The sequence below is a fragment of the Exiguobacterium sp. AT1b genome (assembly GCF_000023045.1).
Classification (GTDB): domain Bacteria; phylum Bacillota; class Bacilli; order Exiguobacteriales; family Exiguobacteriaceae; genus Exiguobacterium.
Map to the genome: position 1 here is coordinate 1,840,533 of NC_012673.1, position 17,203 is coordinate 1,857,735.

17 protein-coding genes are annotated in these 17,203 nt (G+C 45.8%); 15 read left to right on the forward strand and 2 right to left on the reverse strand.

Annotation, left to right across the window (positions count from 1 at the left end; genetic code table 11):
- Nucleotides 1-131 precede the first annotated feature (131 nt).
- From EAT1B_RS09515 to EAT1B_RS09540, 6 genes are all read left to right on the forward strand, one after another.
- Entirely contained in the window at nt 132-782 is a 651-nt protein-coding gene (locus tag EAT1B_RS09515) for a response regulator transcription factor (RefSeq protein ID WP_015880359.1), read from the forward strand.
- Nucleotides 779-2,047, forward strand: coding sequence for a cell wall metabolism sensor histidine kinase WalK (locus tag EAT1B_RS09520; protein ID WP_015880360.1), 1,269 nt, complete (start codon nt 779-781; stop codon nt 2,045-2,047). The genes EAT1B_RS09515 and EAT1B_RS09520 overlap by 4 nt, the downstream gene beginning before the upstream one ends.
- Nucleotides 2,038-2,781, forward strand: coding sequence for an AAA family ATPase (locus EAT1B_RS09525; protein ID WP_193343267.1), 744 nt, complete (start codon nt 2,038-2,040; stop codon nt 2,779-2,781). The genes EAT1B_RS09520 and EAT1B_RS09525 overlap by 10 nt, the downstream gene beginning before the upstream one ends.
- A gap of 210 nt (nt 2,782-2,991) precedes the next feature.
- Nucleotides 2,992-3,843 carry a BglG family transcription antiterminator LicT gene (licT, locus tag EAT1B_RS09530; RefSeq protein WP_015880362.1) on the forward strand — a complete coding sequence of 284 codons (852 nt, stop codon included), beginning with the start codon at nt 2,992-2,994 and terminating at the stop codon, nt 3,841-3,843.
- 102 nt (nt 3,844-3,945) lie between these two features.
- On the forward strand, nt 3,946-5,796 hold the full coding sequence (locus EAT1B_RS09535) for a beta-glucoside-specific PTS transporter subunit IIABC (RefSeq protein ID WP_015880363.1): 1,851 nt from the start codon (nt 3,946-3,948) through the stop codon (nt 5,794-5,796).
- Between the two features lie 16 nt (nt 5,797-5,812).
- A complete protein-coding gene (locus EAT1B_RS09540; protein WP_015880364.1) occupies nt 5,813-7,258 on the forward strand; it encodes a glycoside hydrolase family 1 protein in 1,446 nt (481 codons plus the stop codon).
- A gap of 114 nt (nt 7,259-7,372) precedes the next feature.
- Here EAT1B_RS09540 and EAT1B_RS15645 read toward each other — a convergent pair whose 3' ends face one another.
- Together EAT1B_RS15645 and EAT1B_RS15650 are read right to left on the reverse strand one after the other, a co-directional pair.
- Complete coding sequence (locus EAT1B_RS15645) at nt 7,373-7,810, reverse strand: hypothetical protein (RefSeq protein ID WP_015880366.1); 438 nt, start codon at nt 7,808-7,810, stop codon at nt 7,373-7,375.
- Nucleotides 7,811-7,999: 189 nt separating this feature from the next.
- A complete protein-coding gene (locus EAT1B_RS15650) occupies nt 8,000-9,787 on the reverse strand; it encodes a type I phosphomannose isomerase catalytic subunit (RefSeq protein WP_015880367.1) in 1,788 nt (595 codons plus the stop codon).
- Nucleotides 9,788-9,921: 134 nt separating this feature from the next.
- Between EAT1B_RS15650 and EAT1B_RS09555 the strand changes: the two genes are divergently transcribed.
- From EAT1B_RS09555 to EAT1B_RS09595, 9 genes are all read left to right on the forward strand, one after another.
- Nucleotides 9,922-10,218 (forward strand): PTS sugar transporter subunit IIB, encoded by a 297-nt coding sequence (locus EAT1B_RS09555; protein ID WP_015880368.1) that lies wholly within the window; start codon nt 9,922-9,924, stop codon nt 10,216-10,218.
- A 5-nt stretch (nt 10,219-10,223) separates the two neighbouring features.
- The gene (locus EAT1B_RS09560; protein ID WP_041917964.1) at nt 10,224-10,568 is read left to right on the forward strand and encodes a PTS lactose/cellobiose transporter subunit IIA; all 345 of its coding nucleotides are present in this window, start codon (nt 10,224-10,226) and stop codon (nt 10,566-10,568) included.
- A gap of 23 nt (nt 10,569-10,591) precedes the next feature.
- Nucleotides 10,592-11,899, forward strand: a complete 1,308-nt coding sequence (gene celB, locus EAT1B_RS09565) for a PTS cellobiose transporter subunit IIC (RefSeq protein WP_041918122.1) — start codon at nt 10,592-10,594, stop codon at nt 11,897-11,899.
- 61 nt (nt 11,900-11,960) lie between these two features.
- Complete coding sequence (locus tag EAT1B_RS09570) at nt 11,961-13,361, forward strand: glycoside hydrolase family 1 protein (RefSeq protein ID WP_041918123.1); 1,401 nt, start codon at nt 11,961-11,963, stop codon at nt 13,359-13,361.
- Between the two features lie 79 nt (nt 13,362-13,440).
- Complete coding sequence (locus EAT1B_RS09575; protein WP_015880372.1) at nt 13,441-14,169, forward strand: GntR family transcriptional regulator; 729 nt, start codon at nt 13,441-13,443, stop codon at nt 14,167-14,169.
- A 41-nt stretch (nt 14,170-14,210) separates the two neighbouring features.
- Nucleotides 14,211-14,885, forward strand: a complete 675-nt coding sequence (locus EAT1B_RS09580; RefSeq protein ID WP_015880373.1) for an ABC transporter ATP-binding protein — start codon at nt 14,211-14,213, stop codon at nt 14,883-14,885.
- Entirely contained in the window at nt 14,882-15,889 is a 1,008-nt protein-coding gene (locus EAT1B_RS09585; RefSeq protein WP_015880374.1) for an ABC transporter permease, read from the forward strand. Before EAT1B_RS09580 ends, EAT1B_RS09585 begins: the two co-directional genes overlap by 4 nt.
- Nucleotides 15,886-16,497 (forward strand): SAM-dependent methyltransferase, encoded by a 612-nt coding sequence (locus tag EAT1B_RS09590; protein ID WP_015880375.1) that lies wholly within the window; start codon nt 15,886-15,888, stop codon nt 16,495-16,497. The genes EAT1B_RS09585 and EAT1B_RS09590 overlap by 4 nt, the downstream gene beginning before the upstream one ends.
- Before the next feature lie 16 nt (nt 16,498-16,513).
- On the forward strand, nt 16,514-17,176 hold the full coding sequence (locus tag EAT1B_RS09595; protein ID WP_015880376.1) for an NAD(P)H-dependent oxidoreductase: 663 nt from the start codon (nt 16,514-16,516) through the stop codon (nt 17,174-17,176).
- Nucleotides 17,177-17,203: the final 27 nt, after the last annotated feature.

Consider the following 17,203-nt stretch of genomic DNA (forward strand, 5'->3'; position numbering starts at 1 on the left):
CTTTGTTAATTCAAGTGTAGGACTGAAGGCGTTAGAAGTTGTGAGGGAGTTGCAAGATTTCTGCAAATTGTCTTTGGGAAACGGTGGGACGTTCGATGGGTACGATATAATGGAGGTGGAGGCGATATGAGATGAACGTACTCGTTGTGGAAGATGAACTAAAACTGGCGGACGGCATGTCCCGCTTTTTAACATATTCCGGATTTGAGGTGACCGTGGCGATGACTTTGAGTGAGGCGAAGCAACAGTTACATCAACGGTTTGATGCGGTCTTATTGGATGTCCGTCTCCCTGACGGAGAAGGCTGGACCTTGATTCCGACATTGAAAGCGCAACATCCTACACCCGCTATCATCTTGACGACGGCCCGCGGTGAGGCAGATGACCGCGTGTTCGGATTGGAACTTGGCGCAGACGATTATTTAGTCAAACCCATCGTGTTAAAAGAGTTGGAGATTCGATTGAAGCGTCTCGTGAAACAGACGGATATGATTCAGTTCGGGGCGCTCACCATCGACGTCAAATCGAGAATGGTACAAGAGAACGGACATCCGCTTCGACTGACGAATAAAGAGTATGAATTGCTACTGTATCTTTGGAAACATGTCGGGGAGGCGTTAGACCGGAACCGTTTGCTCGACGACGTATGGGATTACGCATTCGTCGGAGATACACGAACGGTCGACACCCATATTAAACAACTGCGGGACAAATCGCCGACCTTAAAAGAACAATTGAAGACCGTTCATCGGGTCGGTTATCGATTAGAGGGACTGTCATGAATCGATTAATGAAGAAGTTACTTTGGACGGCCATTCTACCACTTGCCGTGATGGCACTTTTAACATTCGGACTCACGTCATTATTGATCGGACGCTTCGCAGAAGAGGAGACGTACGCACAATTGGAGCGTGAGGCGGCGATTGTGTATGAAGCCATTCAAGAGGGACGTGGAATCCCGGGGCAACTTGACGTGCTTGTATTCCAAAATGGGCAGCGGATCGAGTTCGAACGAGGTGGACGGATGCATCGCATGATGCCGATCAGCCTCGACCCGAATGACTTATCGGTTCAGGACGAAGTGAGTGTAAATGGCACCCGATTCTTGACGTATCTACAAGAAGAAGGGGATATTCAAGTCGTGACGTATAGCCCCGTTCCGTTCTCGAATCCACAATTCCAGCAAATCTACCTCATCTTAGCGGGTGGGTTTATTCTGGCCCTACTTGTCGCCATCGCTGTCACGTTTTGGATGAGTCGTCGGCTCACGCAACCGCTCGTCGAGTTGAAACAAGCGACCGCATCCATTATGGAGGGACGACACGATATTAGTTTGCCGAGCGTGACGAACGATGAGATTGGGGATTTGACCGTCACCATCGGACAAATGAACGCATCACTTCAAGAAAAAGAGGCGCTTCAAAAATCATTCATCTCTGGAGTTACACACGATGTGCGTACACCGCTCGCCATCGTTCGAAATGAGGCGGAACTATTAGAGCTCGGTGTCGTCCATGAAACAGAGATGGCCACAACCGGTAAAAGCATTACCGAGGAAGTGGACCGGATTGACCGACTCGTCAATCAGATGCTTGAATACTCGAAGTTGTCCGCTGGTTCGATTCCCCTTGAAATGGAATCGATTCAACTGGATGAATTGATTCGTCGATTGACGCCACGCATGTCCGAGTGGTTCCGACAAAAAGACGTGACACTCGACCTCCGACTCGAAAAGGTGTCAATCCAAGCTGATCGATTGGCGATGGAACGGGTGCTCTCGAATTTTATCAGAAATGCGTATGAGGCGAGCCCTGTTGGGGGAAACATCACCATCTCGCTAACCTCGAATCGATTAGAAGTGACAGATGAAGGGAAGGGAATTGACCCTACCATCCAGCATTCCATTTGGGATATGTATGTGAAAGGAGACCGTTCGAACGGACATGGTCTAGGTCTCGCTATCACGAAATTACTTCTTGACGCACAAGGACTTTCTTACGGGGTCGATTCAGATAAGGGGGCGACGTTTTGGATCGGATGGACATGACTTTATTTTTACGAGGGGTACGGTTAGAGAGGGAACGCATCCATTCAACGGGTTATCCGTACTCGTTACCAATCTTTCAGACACTCGATGAACTGACGTTTCATCATCCTGTCACCTTTCTTGTTGGAGAGAACGGGAGTGGGAAGTCGACATTGATTGAGGGGATGGCCGTGGCGGCCGGATTCAATCCAGAAGGCGGAGCACCTTCCTTCCAATTTGAAACAGAGTCGACGCATAGTTCCTTGTTTGAAGCGCTTCGTCCGATTCGAGGCCCGTATCGTCCAAAAGATGGCTTTTTCTTACGTGCCGAGACGGCATATCAGCTATCAAGTTATGTGGACGAGATGGCGAAATCAGGGCGAGATCCTGAACGGTTTTATGAATCATACGGAGGACGTTCCCTTCATGAGCAGTCGCACGGGGAAGCGTTTCTCTCCCTCATGTTGCATCGATTCCGTGGAGAGGGGCTTTACATTTTGGATGAGCCAGAGGCCGCATTGTCGCCGATGCGCCAATTGACGATGCTCGCACGCATGCATGAACTTGTCCAATCCGGCAGTCAATTCATCATTGCGAGTCATTCACCTATCTTGATGTCTTATCCAGGTGCGATGATTTTACAAGTGGAGACGGGCCTTACTCCGACTGCATTCGACGATCTGGAACATGTAAAGGTCATGCGCGACTATCTAGATGCGCCAGAGCGGATGCAACGGATTTTGTTCGAAGAGTAAAACGGTCACGATGTAAGCGTTTTAATTTTATGTTGACGTCAAGATTTCTAGGGAGTATGCTTATATCGAAAAGAAGAAAATCCACTTTGGGATTGTTACTGGTGATGCAGGCAAAACCTAAATTGATGCCATGACTCCATATTGGATTCTGGTGTGAATTTAGGTTTTTTTCTTTTCAGTTCAGTTGAATGAGAGCGAGGTGAGGAGACCATGCATATTTCAAAAGTGTTCAACAACAATGTCGTAGCCATCGATGCGAACGGTCAAGAGCAGGTCGTGATGGGACGTGGGATTGCGTTCCAAAAGCGACCAGGTGATCCGATTGACCAGACACGAATCGAAAAAATCTTTACGCTCGAGAGTAAAGAAAGCTATGAGCGATTTGTTCACTTTTTAAATGAAATGCCGACGGATGAGATGGAGACGGTGAAACAGATTGTCAGATTAGCCGAAGGGCGATTAACACAACCGATTCATGATTCGCTCTATGTGACACTAGCGGACCATCTACATTTTGCGCTTAGTCGGTATCAGGATGGAATCCAAATTCGAAATCCTCTCGTTTGGGAAGTGAAACGATTTTATGCTCCGGAGTTCGCTATCGGAAAAGAAGCGGTTAAACTGATCAATGAGCGGCACGAGGTCAAGCTTGATGAAGATGAGGCGGTAGCGATTGCCTTACATCTCGTCAATGCGACGATGTCTGGTGTCAAAGGTGAGAACCTGCATCTTGTTACCGAGATGACGAGAGCCACGCAAGCGATTCTGACGATCATTACGTACCATTTTCAAATCGAATTGGACGAAGAGTCATACGCGTATGCACGCTTTTTGACACATTTAAAATATTTTGTGCAGCGCCTTGCATCAGGAGAGAAGGTCAAGTCAACGGGTGACGAAACCTTATTCCTGATGGTGAAGCAGAGATACCCGGAAGCGTTCGAATGCGTTGAAAAAATCGCCGGGTTGATTGCGACGAAATATCATTACGACGTATCGATGGACGAACGGCTGTATATGATGATTCATATCGAAAACTTAATGAAAGAACGTCGATCCTAAGGATGGTTACTGATGACGCAGGCCAAACCTAAATGACTACACCTTTATTTGTGTAGTGATTTAGGTTTTTCTTTTTATCCAAAAACATGAGGAGTGAACAAGATGGACCAATATAAACAACTGGCAGAGACGATTGTGCAGCATGTCGGTGGGAAAGATAACGTCAAAAGTGTCTTTCACTGTGCGACACGACTGCGTTTCAAATTAAAAGATGAATCAAAGGCAAATGCGACTACGCTGAAGGAACAAGATGGCATCATCACGGTCGTTCAAAGTGGAGGACAATTTCAAGTCGTCATCGGGAACAATGTACCATACGTCTACAAAGAGGTTGTTGACGTTGGTGGTTTCCAGACATCTTCGACTGATGATGAAGAAAAATCAGGAGTATTCAACCGATTGATTGATGTGATTGCCGGAATCTTTACGCCGATTCTTGGACCGATGGCAGGTAGTGGTCTGTTAAAAGGGTTGCTCGCCATCCTTGTCGCATTTGGATTATTGACAGAAGAAATGGGCACATATGTCGTCTTAAATGCTGCGGCGGATGCACTATTTTATTTCCTACCTGTGATCTTAGGACATTCGGCGGCTAAGAAGTTTGGTGGAAACCCGTATATTGGGATGATCATCGGTGGGGCGCTTGTCTATCCATCGATTGTGGCAATTCAAGGAGCAGGTGAGTCTCTAACGTTCCTTAACGTACCTGTCGTCTTAATGAGTTATGCGTCTTCAGTAATCCCGATTATCTTGGCGACATATGTGTCTTCAAAAGTCGAAACATTCTTTAACCGTCATACGCATGAAGCTGTACGAAACTTCACGACGCCGATGATGGCATTGTTACTCGTTGTCCCGCTAACGTTTTTAGCAATCGGACCAGTCGCGACGTATGCGAGTCAAGGGTTGGCGAACGGATACTCATTCTTATATGAACTAAGTCCAACCATCGCGATCGCATTCATCGGTGCATTCTGGCAAGTGCTCGTTATGTTCGGTCTTCACTGGGGACTTGTGCCAATCATCATCAATAACTTATCAGTCGTTGGTATGGATACGATTGTTGTCGGTGTATTGATGGCCACGTTTGGTCAGGTCGGTGCTGTTTTAGCAATCACGTTAAAGGCGAAAAGTCCAAAAGTGAAAGGTTTGGGAACTTCCTCTACCATTGCGGGTGTCTTCGGAATCACAGAACCGGCGATGTATGGATTAACGTTACCTCGTAAGAAGCCATTCGTTTTCGGGATGATCGGTGGAGCCGCAGGTGGTGTCATTGGTGGTCTGTTCGGTACGGCGGCTTATGCGATGGGAGGACTCGGAATCTTTAGTATCCCTGTCATGATTCCGGCAACAGGTGTCGATTTAGCCTTTTACGGCGCATTTATTGGAATGGCGGTTGCAACAGTGGTCGCCCTCGTGTTGACAATGGTCTTCCACAAAGAAGAAGCGACGGTCGAGTCGCAGGCACAAGAGGTCGCCCAGTCTGTATCTGAGCAGGTAGGCTTTCCGGTCTCAGCTCCATTAAAAGGAGAGGTCGTGTCGCTTGAAACGGTTCGTGATGAAGTATTTTCGAGTGGGGCGATGGGGAAAGGGATTGCCATCATGCCTTCAGAAGGAGCAGTGTATGCTCCATTTGACGGTGAAATCGTCACGGTTTACCCGTCAAAACATGCAATTGGCCTTCGATCTGATACAGGTGTGGAAGTATTGATTCACATTGGGTTAGATACGGTCAAACTAAATGGACAGTATTTTGAAACGGTCGTTACGGATGGGCAGAAAGTGGTAGAAGGCGAATTGCTCGTCCGATTCGATATAGAGGCCATCACTCGTGAAGGATATGAGACTATCACGCCAATCATTGTGACAAATACCGATCATTATTTAGACGTATTGCCAACTTACACAGGAACGGTAGAAGCGAATCATGGCGTATTGCGAGTCATTGTATAACAAAGGAGGAGACAACATGAAACAAGTATCAAGTGATTTTCTATGGGGCGGGGCCACTGCGGCCAATCAACTAGAGGGCGGTTATCAGGAAGGCGGTAAAGGACTTTCGATTGCAGACGTGATGCCAGGTGGGAAACAGCGAATGAAAATCATTCATGACCCAGCGTTTGATTTTGAGTTACATGATGAATATTCATATCCGAACCATGAAGGAATTGACTTCTATCATCGTTACAAAGAAGATATCGCCCTTTTTAAGGAAATGGGATTCAAGACGTTCCGTATGTCGATTGCCTGGTCACGAATTTTCCCGAACGGCGATGAAGTGGAACCGAATGAGGAGGGACTCCAATTCTATGATCGTGTCATCAATGAGTTGGTCGCCCAAGGCATTGAACCACTCGTGACGATTTCTCATTATGAGATGCCCTTACATCTTGCGAAGCATTATGGAGGGTGGCGAGACCGTCGCTTAGTCACCTATTTCGAACGATACAGCCGCGTCTTGTTCGAACGTTATAAAGGGAAGGTCAAATATTGGTTGACGTTCAATGAGATCAACGGAGCGCAGTTCATGCCGATGCTCAGTCTCGGAATCGCAGTTCGAGAAGAAGAGAACACATTACAACTTACGTATCAAGGACTTCATCACCAACTGGTCGCAAGTGCACTCGCGACGAAAGCGGCCCGCGAGATTGACCCATCGATGCAAATCGGATGTATGCTGATTGCAGCTCCGGTTTATCCATACAGCTCAAACCCGGACGATGTTTGGTATGCCCACGATGCTGAGCGGATGATGAACTTCTTCTGTGGAGATGTTCACGTACGCGGGAAATACCCAAGCTTTGCAAAACGCTTTTTCCAAGAGAACGGCATTGAACTTGAAATGGAAGATGGCGACCTTGAAATCCTAAAAGAAAATACAGTTGATTTCTTTTCGCTCAGTTATTATATGTCGCGCACTGAAAAGGCTGAAAAAGACCAGAATGAAGCGGAAGGTAATATCATGAGTGGGGTCAAAAATCCATACTTACAAGCGAGCGACTGGGGATGGGAGATTGACCCGACCGGACTTCGTGTCATCTTAAACAAATTATATGAGCGTTATGAGCTTCCATTATTCATCGTTGAGAATGGATTAGGTGCATATGATCAAGTCGAGTCGGACGGAACGATTCATGATCACTATCGGATTGATTACTTACGTGATCATTTGAAAGGGATGATAGACGCAATCGAAGATGGTGTCGAAGTGATGGGGTACACGAGTTGGGGCTGTATCGATTTAGTGAGTGCTTCGACAGGCGAGTACAGCAAACGGTATGGTTTCATTTATGTGGATCGACATGACGACGGTACCGGTACGTTAGAACGAAAACGGAAAGAATCATTCTTCTGGTATCAAGAGGTGATTCGTTCGCAAGGCGCGAGCTTATATGAAGAGGAATCAGTCAAATGAAAAAGGCGGCCGCGGCCGCTTTTTTTCATGCTTTCGTAATCTTTCGCAATAAGATGATTGCGAGGCTAACGCCCCCGGCAATCAACATATACAAGACAATCTCCATCCATGTGCTCATTCGTCGTCTCCATCTGCAAAGACAGCAAGTTCACCTTGCGGCATCGCGACCAATAGATAGGCGTCTCCACCAAGTGGTCTCGCGTCTCCTGCTTGCCAGCACTCAAAGTGTTCTTGATATCCATTGATGAAGAGAAGAGATCCGGATTCAAATTCTAGTTCGAGATGGGGGTGTTCGTCACCGAGGCGTACGTGATGGATGCGCTCTCTTCTTAAGCGCATGAGCTGTTCGAGTTGTTCACCTTCATCAAACGTACTTTGCGTCGCATGGACATGCCACGGTCCCTCAATGGAGATCCAAGATTCCAGTCCTTGACGACTGAAATAGAGAAGATGATGGTTCGGACCAGAACCGAAATCGATTCCGACAAAAGAAGAGGCGGTAAAGAGGTGATGCAAAATAGATGTCGCTTGTTCGTGCTCTGTGGTAGACACACCGTCACCTCACTTTAAAGAGTTGTTATCATTATCATTTCACGTTACCACGCTAAAGTAAACGAATCTAACTCAATCTAGAAAAGAAACTGTAGATGATTCGCAAAGTATAATTTTGATTTATTTCACATTTCTGTATACAAAAAAACGGATATTCACGATGAATGTCCGTTTTTTTTTCAAACCTCATTATGCTTCGACAAAGGCAGCGCCGATCACACCCGCATCTCCTGACAATTGAGTGAGGCAGAGACGCGTTTTTCCACTAGCATGTGGATACATTTTATTCGAGACTGCTTGTTGTAATTCGTTCCAAAATAATGAGGCCGACATCATGACGCCGCCTCCTAATACAATCACATCAGGATCGACGGTATGAATGATGTTAGCTAGTCCGCTAGCCAGTTCCTCGACGAAGTGATGGCGGTACTCGTCATCTGATAATAGCGAAGGGACGTTTGTATATCCCTTTTCGCTTGCACGATTCATGAGTGCCGTACCACTAGCCAGTGATTCGAGAGAGCCTCGATTCAGTACAGGGTGAACTGGTCCGTTCGAACGGATAATCATATTTCCGATTTCACCGGCACTGCCGTTCGCCCCTCGAATGATTTGATGTTTATAGACATAACCGCCACCGATTCCAGTGCTGACTGTTACATAAAAAACAGCATCGAATCCTTTTCCTGCTCCAAATTTAGCTTCTGCGAGAGCTGCTGCATTCGCATCGTTTTCAAGGGTGACAGAAAAGCCGAGGCGCTGTGTTAAAGGCTCAACGATTTTTTGATTGTGCCAATTCGGGAGGTTTGGAGGCGTTAAAAACATCCCTTGTTTCAAATCGAGTGGACCGGGAGCCACAATTCCAACATGCTGGATATCGAATTCAACATTGAATTGATTAATCGCAGTCTCAATAGATTTTAGTGTCTCTTCGAAAGGAAGTTGAGGCTGCGTGTTAAACGTGAGTTGTTTCAGTACTTCACCTTTGAGTGAAACAGCCGCAATCCGAGTGTTCGTCCCTCCTAAATCAATCCCGATTCGGACAGCTTGTTTTTCATCGGAAGGAACACCAGTCACTAGACAAATCGCTTCTCCCTCAATCAAGAACGACTCATTGGCCGGGAGAAGGAGTGTACCTCCCGTAGGTACTTCCATCTCATCAATGATTAATGTTCCTTGCACGACAGATAGTAACCGGAACGTGTCGGTCGAAATCTTTTCTTTCGCTGTAACATGCCATTTTTCCACGAAGAAGAATGGATTCTTCGTCAAACGTGTTCGAAAGTGATCGAGTTGACGGATTGGTTCACTATAGCCAATGTGAGGGACGAAAGAAGCGAGAATGCCCTTTTCTACGTGAAGTTCACGTGGACGACCGGTCGTCACATCCAGTCGCTCGTAATCGTATAGACGATAGGTTGTGTCCGAACTTTGTTGAATTTCCAGTACGCATACCCCTTTTGTCAATGCATGGACCGTTCCAGCTGGGACATAGAAAAAATCACCGGCATGAATCGATTTTCGTATCAAGCCGTGTTCCAAATCGCCTGTTTCAAGCGCTTTGTTGAAGTCTTCTGAGGTGGCATAGGAGTGACCGTAAATGAGTGTAGCATTTGCTGGAGCATCGAGAATATACCAACATTCATTTTTTCCATATGATTCGTTTTCGAGTTGTTCCGCTAACGAATCATCAGGATGAACTTGAATAGACAAATCATCATTTGCATCAATCCATTTAATCAGTAGCGGAAACACGTCCGCTTTAACTTGAAACAACTCTGGATGTTGTTGATAGAGTTCACGCAAAGAAAGACCAACGTAACGTCCGGAAACAACGGTTGAACTGCCTTGTTCTAATGCAGAAGCCGTCCAGGCTTCACCAATTGAAGGGTCATTGAATTCGAATCCAAATTGCTTCAGCCGTTCCCCTCCCCAAAGTCGGTGTTGATAGTGTGGTTTTAAAAGAATAGCGCTCATATCCCGTCCTCCTATTAATTTGATATACACTTATGAATTTAAAAACTAAACAAAGTTTAAATCAAGTATAGACATGAAATTAATCATGTGTATAATAAAACATGTAACCGATTTCAAATAAGGAGTGAGGACACATGAAGAAAATCTTATTAGCGTGTAGTTCAGGGATGTCGACGAGTTTACTCGTAACAAAGATGAAAGATCATGCCACATCAATCGGGGATGAGGCGAAGATTTGGGCAGTCGGTCAAGATCAAGTCGTAACGGAGATGGACGAGGCAGATGTGATTTTGATTGGTCCACAAATGCGTTTCTTGTTGGATAAATTGAAAGCGCAAACATCAACACCGATTGAAGTGATCGATATGATGGCATACGGCACGGCGAATGGAAAAGCTGCATACGAACAAGCGATGAAATTAATGGGGTGAACAACGTGGAACAGGTAGACGAGTTAACCTTGGAGCAAATGGCATTCATGATGATTTTGCACAGTGGCAATGCGAGAAGTACGATTCAGGAAGCGATTCAACTGTATAAAACGAGTTCTTATGAAACGTTCGAAGAAAAGATTGATGAGGCACGTGGACAATTAAAAGAAGCACATCAAACACACTTTTCACAAATCCAAAGAGAAGCGAATGGAGAAAAAACAGACGTCTCTTTATTGCTTCTTCATGCAGAGGACCATTTAATGTCTACGCAAACGATGCTTGATTTGACAGCGGGTTTGGTCGAAATGGTCGAACAAAAGATTGTAAATCCTAATCAAGAAGGGTGAATCATATGTCACAGGACAATAAGATGTTCAACATGATCAGTAAACTGCTCATGCCGATGGCGACCTATTTAAACAACAGTCGCTATTTACAAGTATTGCGAGATGCATTCATGCTCGCTTTCCCGATTACCATGTTTGGGTCAATCATCGTCGTCATTGCAAACCTGCCGTTCCTCGACCGTTTCATGTCCGAGAGTACACTCAGTGTATTTAAAACATCACTCGGAAATGCACCATCTGCAACGATGGGGATTATGTCTATCTTTGTCGTCTTCGGTATCGGGTATTATCTATCGAAAAGTTATCAAGTCGAGGCTGTCTTCGGAGGAGCGATCTCGCTCGTGTCTTTCCTTCTCTTAACGCCTTTCTTGATTGAAGTGGACGGTATGTCAGAGGCAGTCGGGAATGTCCTTCCGTTGGATCGCCTTGGAGCGAAAGGGATGTTCCTTGCGATGATTACCGGATTCCTGTCCGGTGAGATTTATCGATTTGTCGTTCAAAAGAACTGGACGATTAAGATGCCGGATGGAGTACCGCCAGCTGTTGCGAAATCATTCTCAGCACTTGTTCCTGCATTATTAACCTTGACTGTATTTTTAACATTCAACATCATCGTGACGAACTTATTCAATACGAATCTTCATGACGTCATTTTCAACGTCGTTCAGCAACCGCTTGTGACATTAGGGAATGGTCTCATTCCAACGTTGATCGCAATCTTCTTCGTTCAGCTATTTTGGTTCTTCGGACTCCACGGTCAGGTCATCGTCAACTCGGTGATGGACCCGATTTGGAACACATTATCTGTGGAAAACTTGACGGCTTATACCTCGACTGGAGATGTTCCGAACATTATCAGTAAACAGTTCATCGAAATTTACACGGTAGGGCTTGGTGGTTCCGGATCTACACTTGCTGTCGTCGTGGCCATCTTGTTGTTCTTGAAATCGAAACAGTTGAAACAAATCGGGAAACTATCCCTCGGACCTGGACTATTTAACGTAAACGAGCCGGTCATCTTCGGACTTCCGATTGTTATGAACCCGCTCATCATGATTCCTTGGATTGTCGCACCGCTCGTGACGGTAACGGTCACATATTTCGCGATGTCGACAGGCTTAGTCCCACCACCAACGGGTGTCGCTGTTCCATGGACTGTTCCAATGTTCTTGAGTGGTATCATGGCGACGAACTCGCTTGCCGGAGGTCTTCTTCAAATCGTGAACTTCTTCATTATTTTGGCGATTTGGTTCCCGTTCTTGAAATTTATCGACCGCATGAACTTGAAAAAAGAGTTAGAAGAATCAACAGATAAACAAGAAGCAGTGTAAACAAATAGAGAAAATAGAAATAAGGGAGAGATAAAAGATGACGAACCCGACACAAACACGAATGAAAGAGCAAAAGACCTATCAATTTCCGACAGACTTTTGGTGGGGAACGGCTTCTTCTGCTACACAGATGGAAGGTGCTGCTTTTGAAGGTGGAAAAGGATTGAACATCTGGGATTACTGGTATATGCAAGAGCCGAACCGCTTCTTCAATGGCGTGAGCGCGACAGAGGCCTCAAACTTCTATCATTTGTATGAAGAAGATATCGCATTGATGAAAGAACTCGGGCATAACACGTTCCGTTTCTCCATTTCATGGTCACGCCTTTTTCCACAAGGTGTCGGGGAAGTAAATGAAGAGGCAATCACATTTTATAACAATGTCATCAATTGCTTAATCGATCATGGTATCGAACCGTTCATCAATCTGTATCACTTTGATATGCCGATGGCGCTTCAAGAACAAGGTGGCTGGGAGTCACGGGAAGTCGTGGAGGCATATGTCACCTTTGCGAAGACATGCTTTGAGTTGTTTGGTGACCGCGTCGAGAAGTGGTTCACGCATAATGAACCGATTGTACCGGTAGAGGGTGGATATTTATATGATTTTCATTATCCAAACGTTGTTGATTTCAAACGAGCTGTCCAAGTGGCGTACCACTCGATCTTATCGAGTGCGATGGCAATCGAATCGTATCGTGACATGGGACAATCAGGGCAAATCGGAATCATCTTAAATCTGACACCCTCATATCCGAGAAGTCAGCACCCAGCTGACTTGAGCGCAGCGCGCATTGCTGATGCGATGTTCAATCGCTCGTTCCTCGATCCATCTGTTTTAGGCACGTTCCCTCAAGAATTAGTAGATGTGCTGAAGTCGGAAGATGCGATGCCACAGATGGAAGCAGGCGATCTTGAACTCATTCGAGAACATACAGTCGATCTGCTTGGCATCAACTATTACCAGCCGCGTCGCGTGAAAGCGAAAGCATCGCTTCCGAATCCGGACGCACCATTCTTACCGGAAAACTTATTTGATTTCTACGAGATGCCTGGACGTAAAATGAATCCATATCGTGGATGGGAAATTTACGAAAAAGGAATCTATGATATTTTAATCAATCTAAAAGAAAACTATGGTAATATTCCATGCTTCATTTCAGAGAATGGAATGGGTGTCGAAGGTGAAGAGCGTTATCGTGACGAGAACGGAAGTGTCCAAGACGATTATCGGATTGACTTCATTCGTGAACATCTGAAATGGATGCATCAAGCGATTGAAGAGGGTTCGAAGGTGAAAGGCTATCATCTTTGGACGTTCATGGACAATTGGTCATGGAGCAACGCTTATAAAAATCGCTATGGATTTGTAGGTATTGATTTAGATACGCAACAGCGTACTGTAAAAAAATCAGGATACTGGTTTAAAGAATTGATTGAAGCGAAAGGTTTCACAGAATAATGAAGCGAACTGACAAAGACTACTCTTTGTCAGTTTTTTTTGATATATTGTACATATATGTCTATACATGAGGTGCTATATGTCTACTAAGAAAAAACCAAAATATGAAACCATTGCTGATGAAATTCGTAAAAGAATTATTGAACACGTTTATCCGCTAGAACATGCATTACCTGATGAAATCCATTTGGCCCAAGAGTTTGAGGTGAGCCGAATGACGATGAAACGTGCGCTTGAGATTCTCGTCATGGAAGGGCTGATTTATCGTAAACGTGGCAAAGGAACATTCATTTTACAGTCGAGCTTCCAAAAAGATCGCATCAACGTGATTAGCAAAGAAACGAGAGGGCTGACTCAAGTAATCGGAGATCGCTCGTTACGAAGTGAGGTCCTCAATTTTGAGGTGAAGTTTCCGAGTCAGGAAGTCGCCAATCATCTCATGATTGAGCTGACAGAACCAGTCTATGAAATACGTCGTGTGCGTTACGTAGACGAGGAGCCATATGTCATTGAATTGACGTACATGGTTGCTAACCTCATTACGGGAATCACACGTGAAATTTTAGAAAAGTCCGTGTATGCGTATATTCAAGAAGAGCTGGGTTATACGATTACAAGCTCGCATAAAGTGATACGAGCAGATAAACCGGATGAGTACGATCAAGCTTACTTGAAGAATGATGTCACTGAACCGATTATCGAAGTCGAGCAAGTTGTCTATTTGAGTAACGGGAAACCGTTCGAGTATTCGTTTGCCCGTCACCGATACGATAAATTTGTGTTTTCATCGGTCAATATTGTGAAGTGAAAGTCGCCGCGATGGCGACTTTTTCGTAAGGAGGACCCATCGTGGATGTGAGAATTGAACAAGCAGGATATGAGAGTAACGAGCCCGTCATTCAAGACATTTCGTTTGATGTACGGGCAGGTGAGATTTTAGGGGTGATTGGGTCGAATGGTGCAGGAAAAACGACCACCATCGCCTGTCTCACCGGAACGATTCCTTGGATGAAGGGAACGGTCGAGATGGAACGCTATGCGTACATCCCGGAGCAACCGGTCTACTATGATTATTTGACGCTGTCTGAACATATCGCACTCGTCCAAGAATTAACGGGAGTCGATTCAACAGAAAAAACGGAGGAGTTGCTACAGCTTTTCCGACTCGATCATGTGACCGATCGGTATCTCTCTTCTTTTTCAAAAGGGATGAAACAGAAGGCGATGATTTTATTGGCGCTCATTCAAGAAACGCATGTATTAATTGTCGATGAACCGTTTATCGGATTGGATGCAACGACGACGATTCAGTTACTTCGACTGTTAGAAACGGAGCGTGCGAGGGGGGCAAGTGTCTTATTAGTCACACACGTTCTTGATACGGCCGAGCGGTTGTGTGACCGGTTCGTATGGATCGATGACGGGCAACTGCTGGCGAGTGGGACAAAAGCAGAGATTCGTGAGGCACTCGAAACAGAGGGGATGACCTTGTTCGATATGATGGAAGATGTGGCGCTCCGATGATTGCGAAACGATTGTTTTGGATGCGTGTCTCCCGTTATTTAAAACAACAGTGGAAGACGGTCCGATTGATTGTCGACTGGACGATTTTTTTATACGGTGTCCTTCCTCTTCTCATATGGGCAGGCTATTCCTATTGGCAAGTCTGGGAAGGGAGCTTCCCCTGGTTAGGTGACATCCCTTATTTTCTCTGGGCACTTCTGATTGGATGGTTCATGTGGCAAGACCGCATGTTTGTCTGGATTGAGCGTGCCGATCTCATCCTTGTGTCAAACCGAAGCATGATTCGGGATTTGAAATGGTATTCGGTTTGGTATCATTTTACGCAACACGTGATTCAATATGGATGTTATGTGCTGTTGCTTGCCCCAATTTTATACATAAAGGGCAGGAGTGTGGGCGAGATACTCGCGTTTGGGGTTGCACTATTTCTACTCGGTTGGTGCCATGCATGGATTCAGTATCAATTTCGCCTCCGACACGCCCATCTCATGAAGCGAGTATTGATGGTACTCCTTGCTTTGGTAGGTGTGTATGCGTTATTGATTGATTCAGTGTTACTCAGTGTGTTGATCGGAAGCATGATGGTCACATTTGCGTTATACGTAGGGGAAGGATGGGTGTCGAAACATCCGAATATCGGTCGGGAGATTGAAATCGGGGAACGTGAGCGTGCCTCATTCGACCGTGTCCTGCTGACGACGTCAGGAGCCATCGAGAAGACGAGTGAGCGGAAACGTCCACTGTATCGACCGAGACCGAACCGCTTCGGCACCGTCAGGCGAACGATGGCAATCCTGATCTATTTCAGGACACCGAGCCACCGAAATCTATGGTTTCGACTCATTCCGCTCGGGGTCACGAGCGTGATTCTTCTCCCGAGTTGGTTCAAAATAGTGGTTCCGATTTATCTGTTGTATGTCGCCTATCAAGAACAGACGTCGTTCACGAGAGAAATGGAGCGACATCCATTCTTTCAATCCATTCAAGAAAGAGGTTCATCATGAACGAACAGCAGTATGAGCAACTGTTACAAATCGAGACGGCCAAACCTCAGCAAGGATTCCCGTCCTCAGCCGAATATCACCGTTATGAACCGACTCCTTACGAAGCACTCGATTTGCTTCGGGATGCGTATCCGTTAGAGTCCACAGATACCATCGTGGATTTCGGTTCGGGAAAAGGACGTCTGCCGTTCTATTTAGCGTATACGTTTCGTGTGAGGGCGATTGGTGTCGAGATGGACGGTGGATTTCATGAGGAGGCACTTCAAAATTGGATGAGCTATACGAAGAAACATCGTAATCGGGGAAGTGTTCAATTGGAACAGGGATTCGCGGAGGGATTCATGATTCCACCGGATGCGAATCGATTCTACTTCTTTAATCCGTTCTCCGTGAACGTCTTCCGCCAAGTGATTGCCAACATCATCGAATCTGTTGAAATAGATCCTCGCTCGGTCGATGTGATTTTATATTATCCGGCGGATGAGTACCTCCATTATTTGAACGACGAGACGCCTTTTCAGTACATACAAACGGTGCGATTGCCGCTGAAGAATCTTCATGAGCGATTTTTGATTTACCGGTTTGATATGATGGAATCATCTTGGTGATGGAGGAGTGAGCACGATGAAAAAGAAAGACATTTTAGAGGCTTATCGTTGGCGTCAAGCGACGAAAGCGTTCGATGCGGATCGTAAAATCAAAGAAGAGGACATGGAGTTCATTTTAGAGACGGGACGTCTTTCGCCGAGTTCGTTCGGATTCGAGCCATGGCAATTCGTCGTGGTGCGTCGGGAAGATTTACTCCAAAAGATTAAAGATCATGCATGGGGAGCGCAAGGTCAGGCACTGACTGCCAGTCACTTCGTGTTGATCCTCGCAAGAACACCGAAAGCCATGCGTTACGATGCAGACTATATTCGTCACATCGTCACAGGCGTGCAAGGGCGGACGGAAGAGGAGTACGCACAACGCGTGAAACGGGTACAGGAGTTCCAGGAGAACGACTATCGTCTCTTAGACGATGAGCGTGTCTTCCAGGAATGGATCAAGCGTCAGACATATATCCCTCTTGGGAACATGATGACGGCTGCCGCACAAATCGAAATTGATTCATGCCCGATTGAAGGGTTCAATCAAGAGGAGATTGATGAGTTGTTAATCTCAGAAGGTGTGATGGAACGTGGGGAATGGTCACTTTCGGTCATGGTCGCATTTGGGTATCGAGCGCGCGATTTCGCACCGAAAACACGTCGTGACTTTAACGAGGTCGTCAAATATATCGGATGAAAAAAAGAGTCAATCGCCGGGGCGATT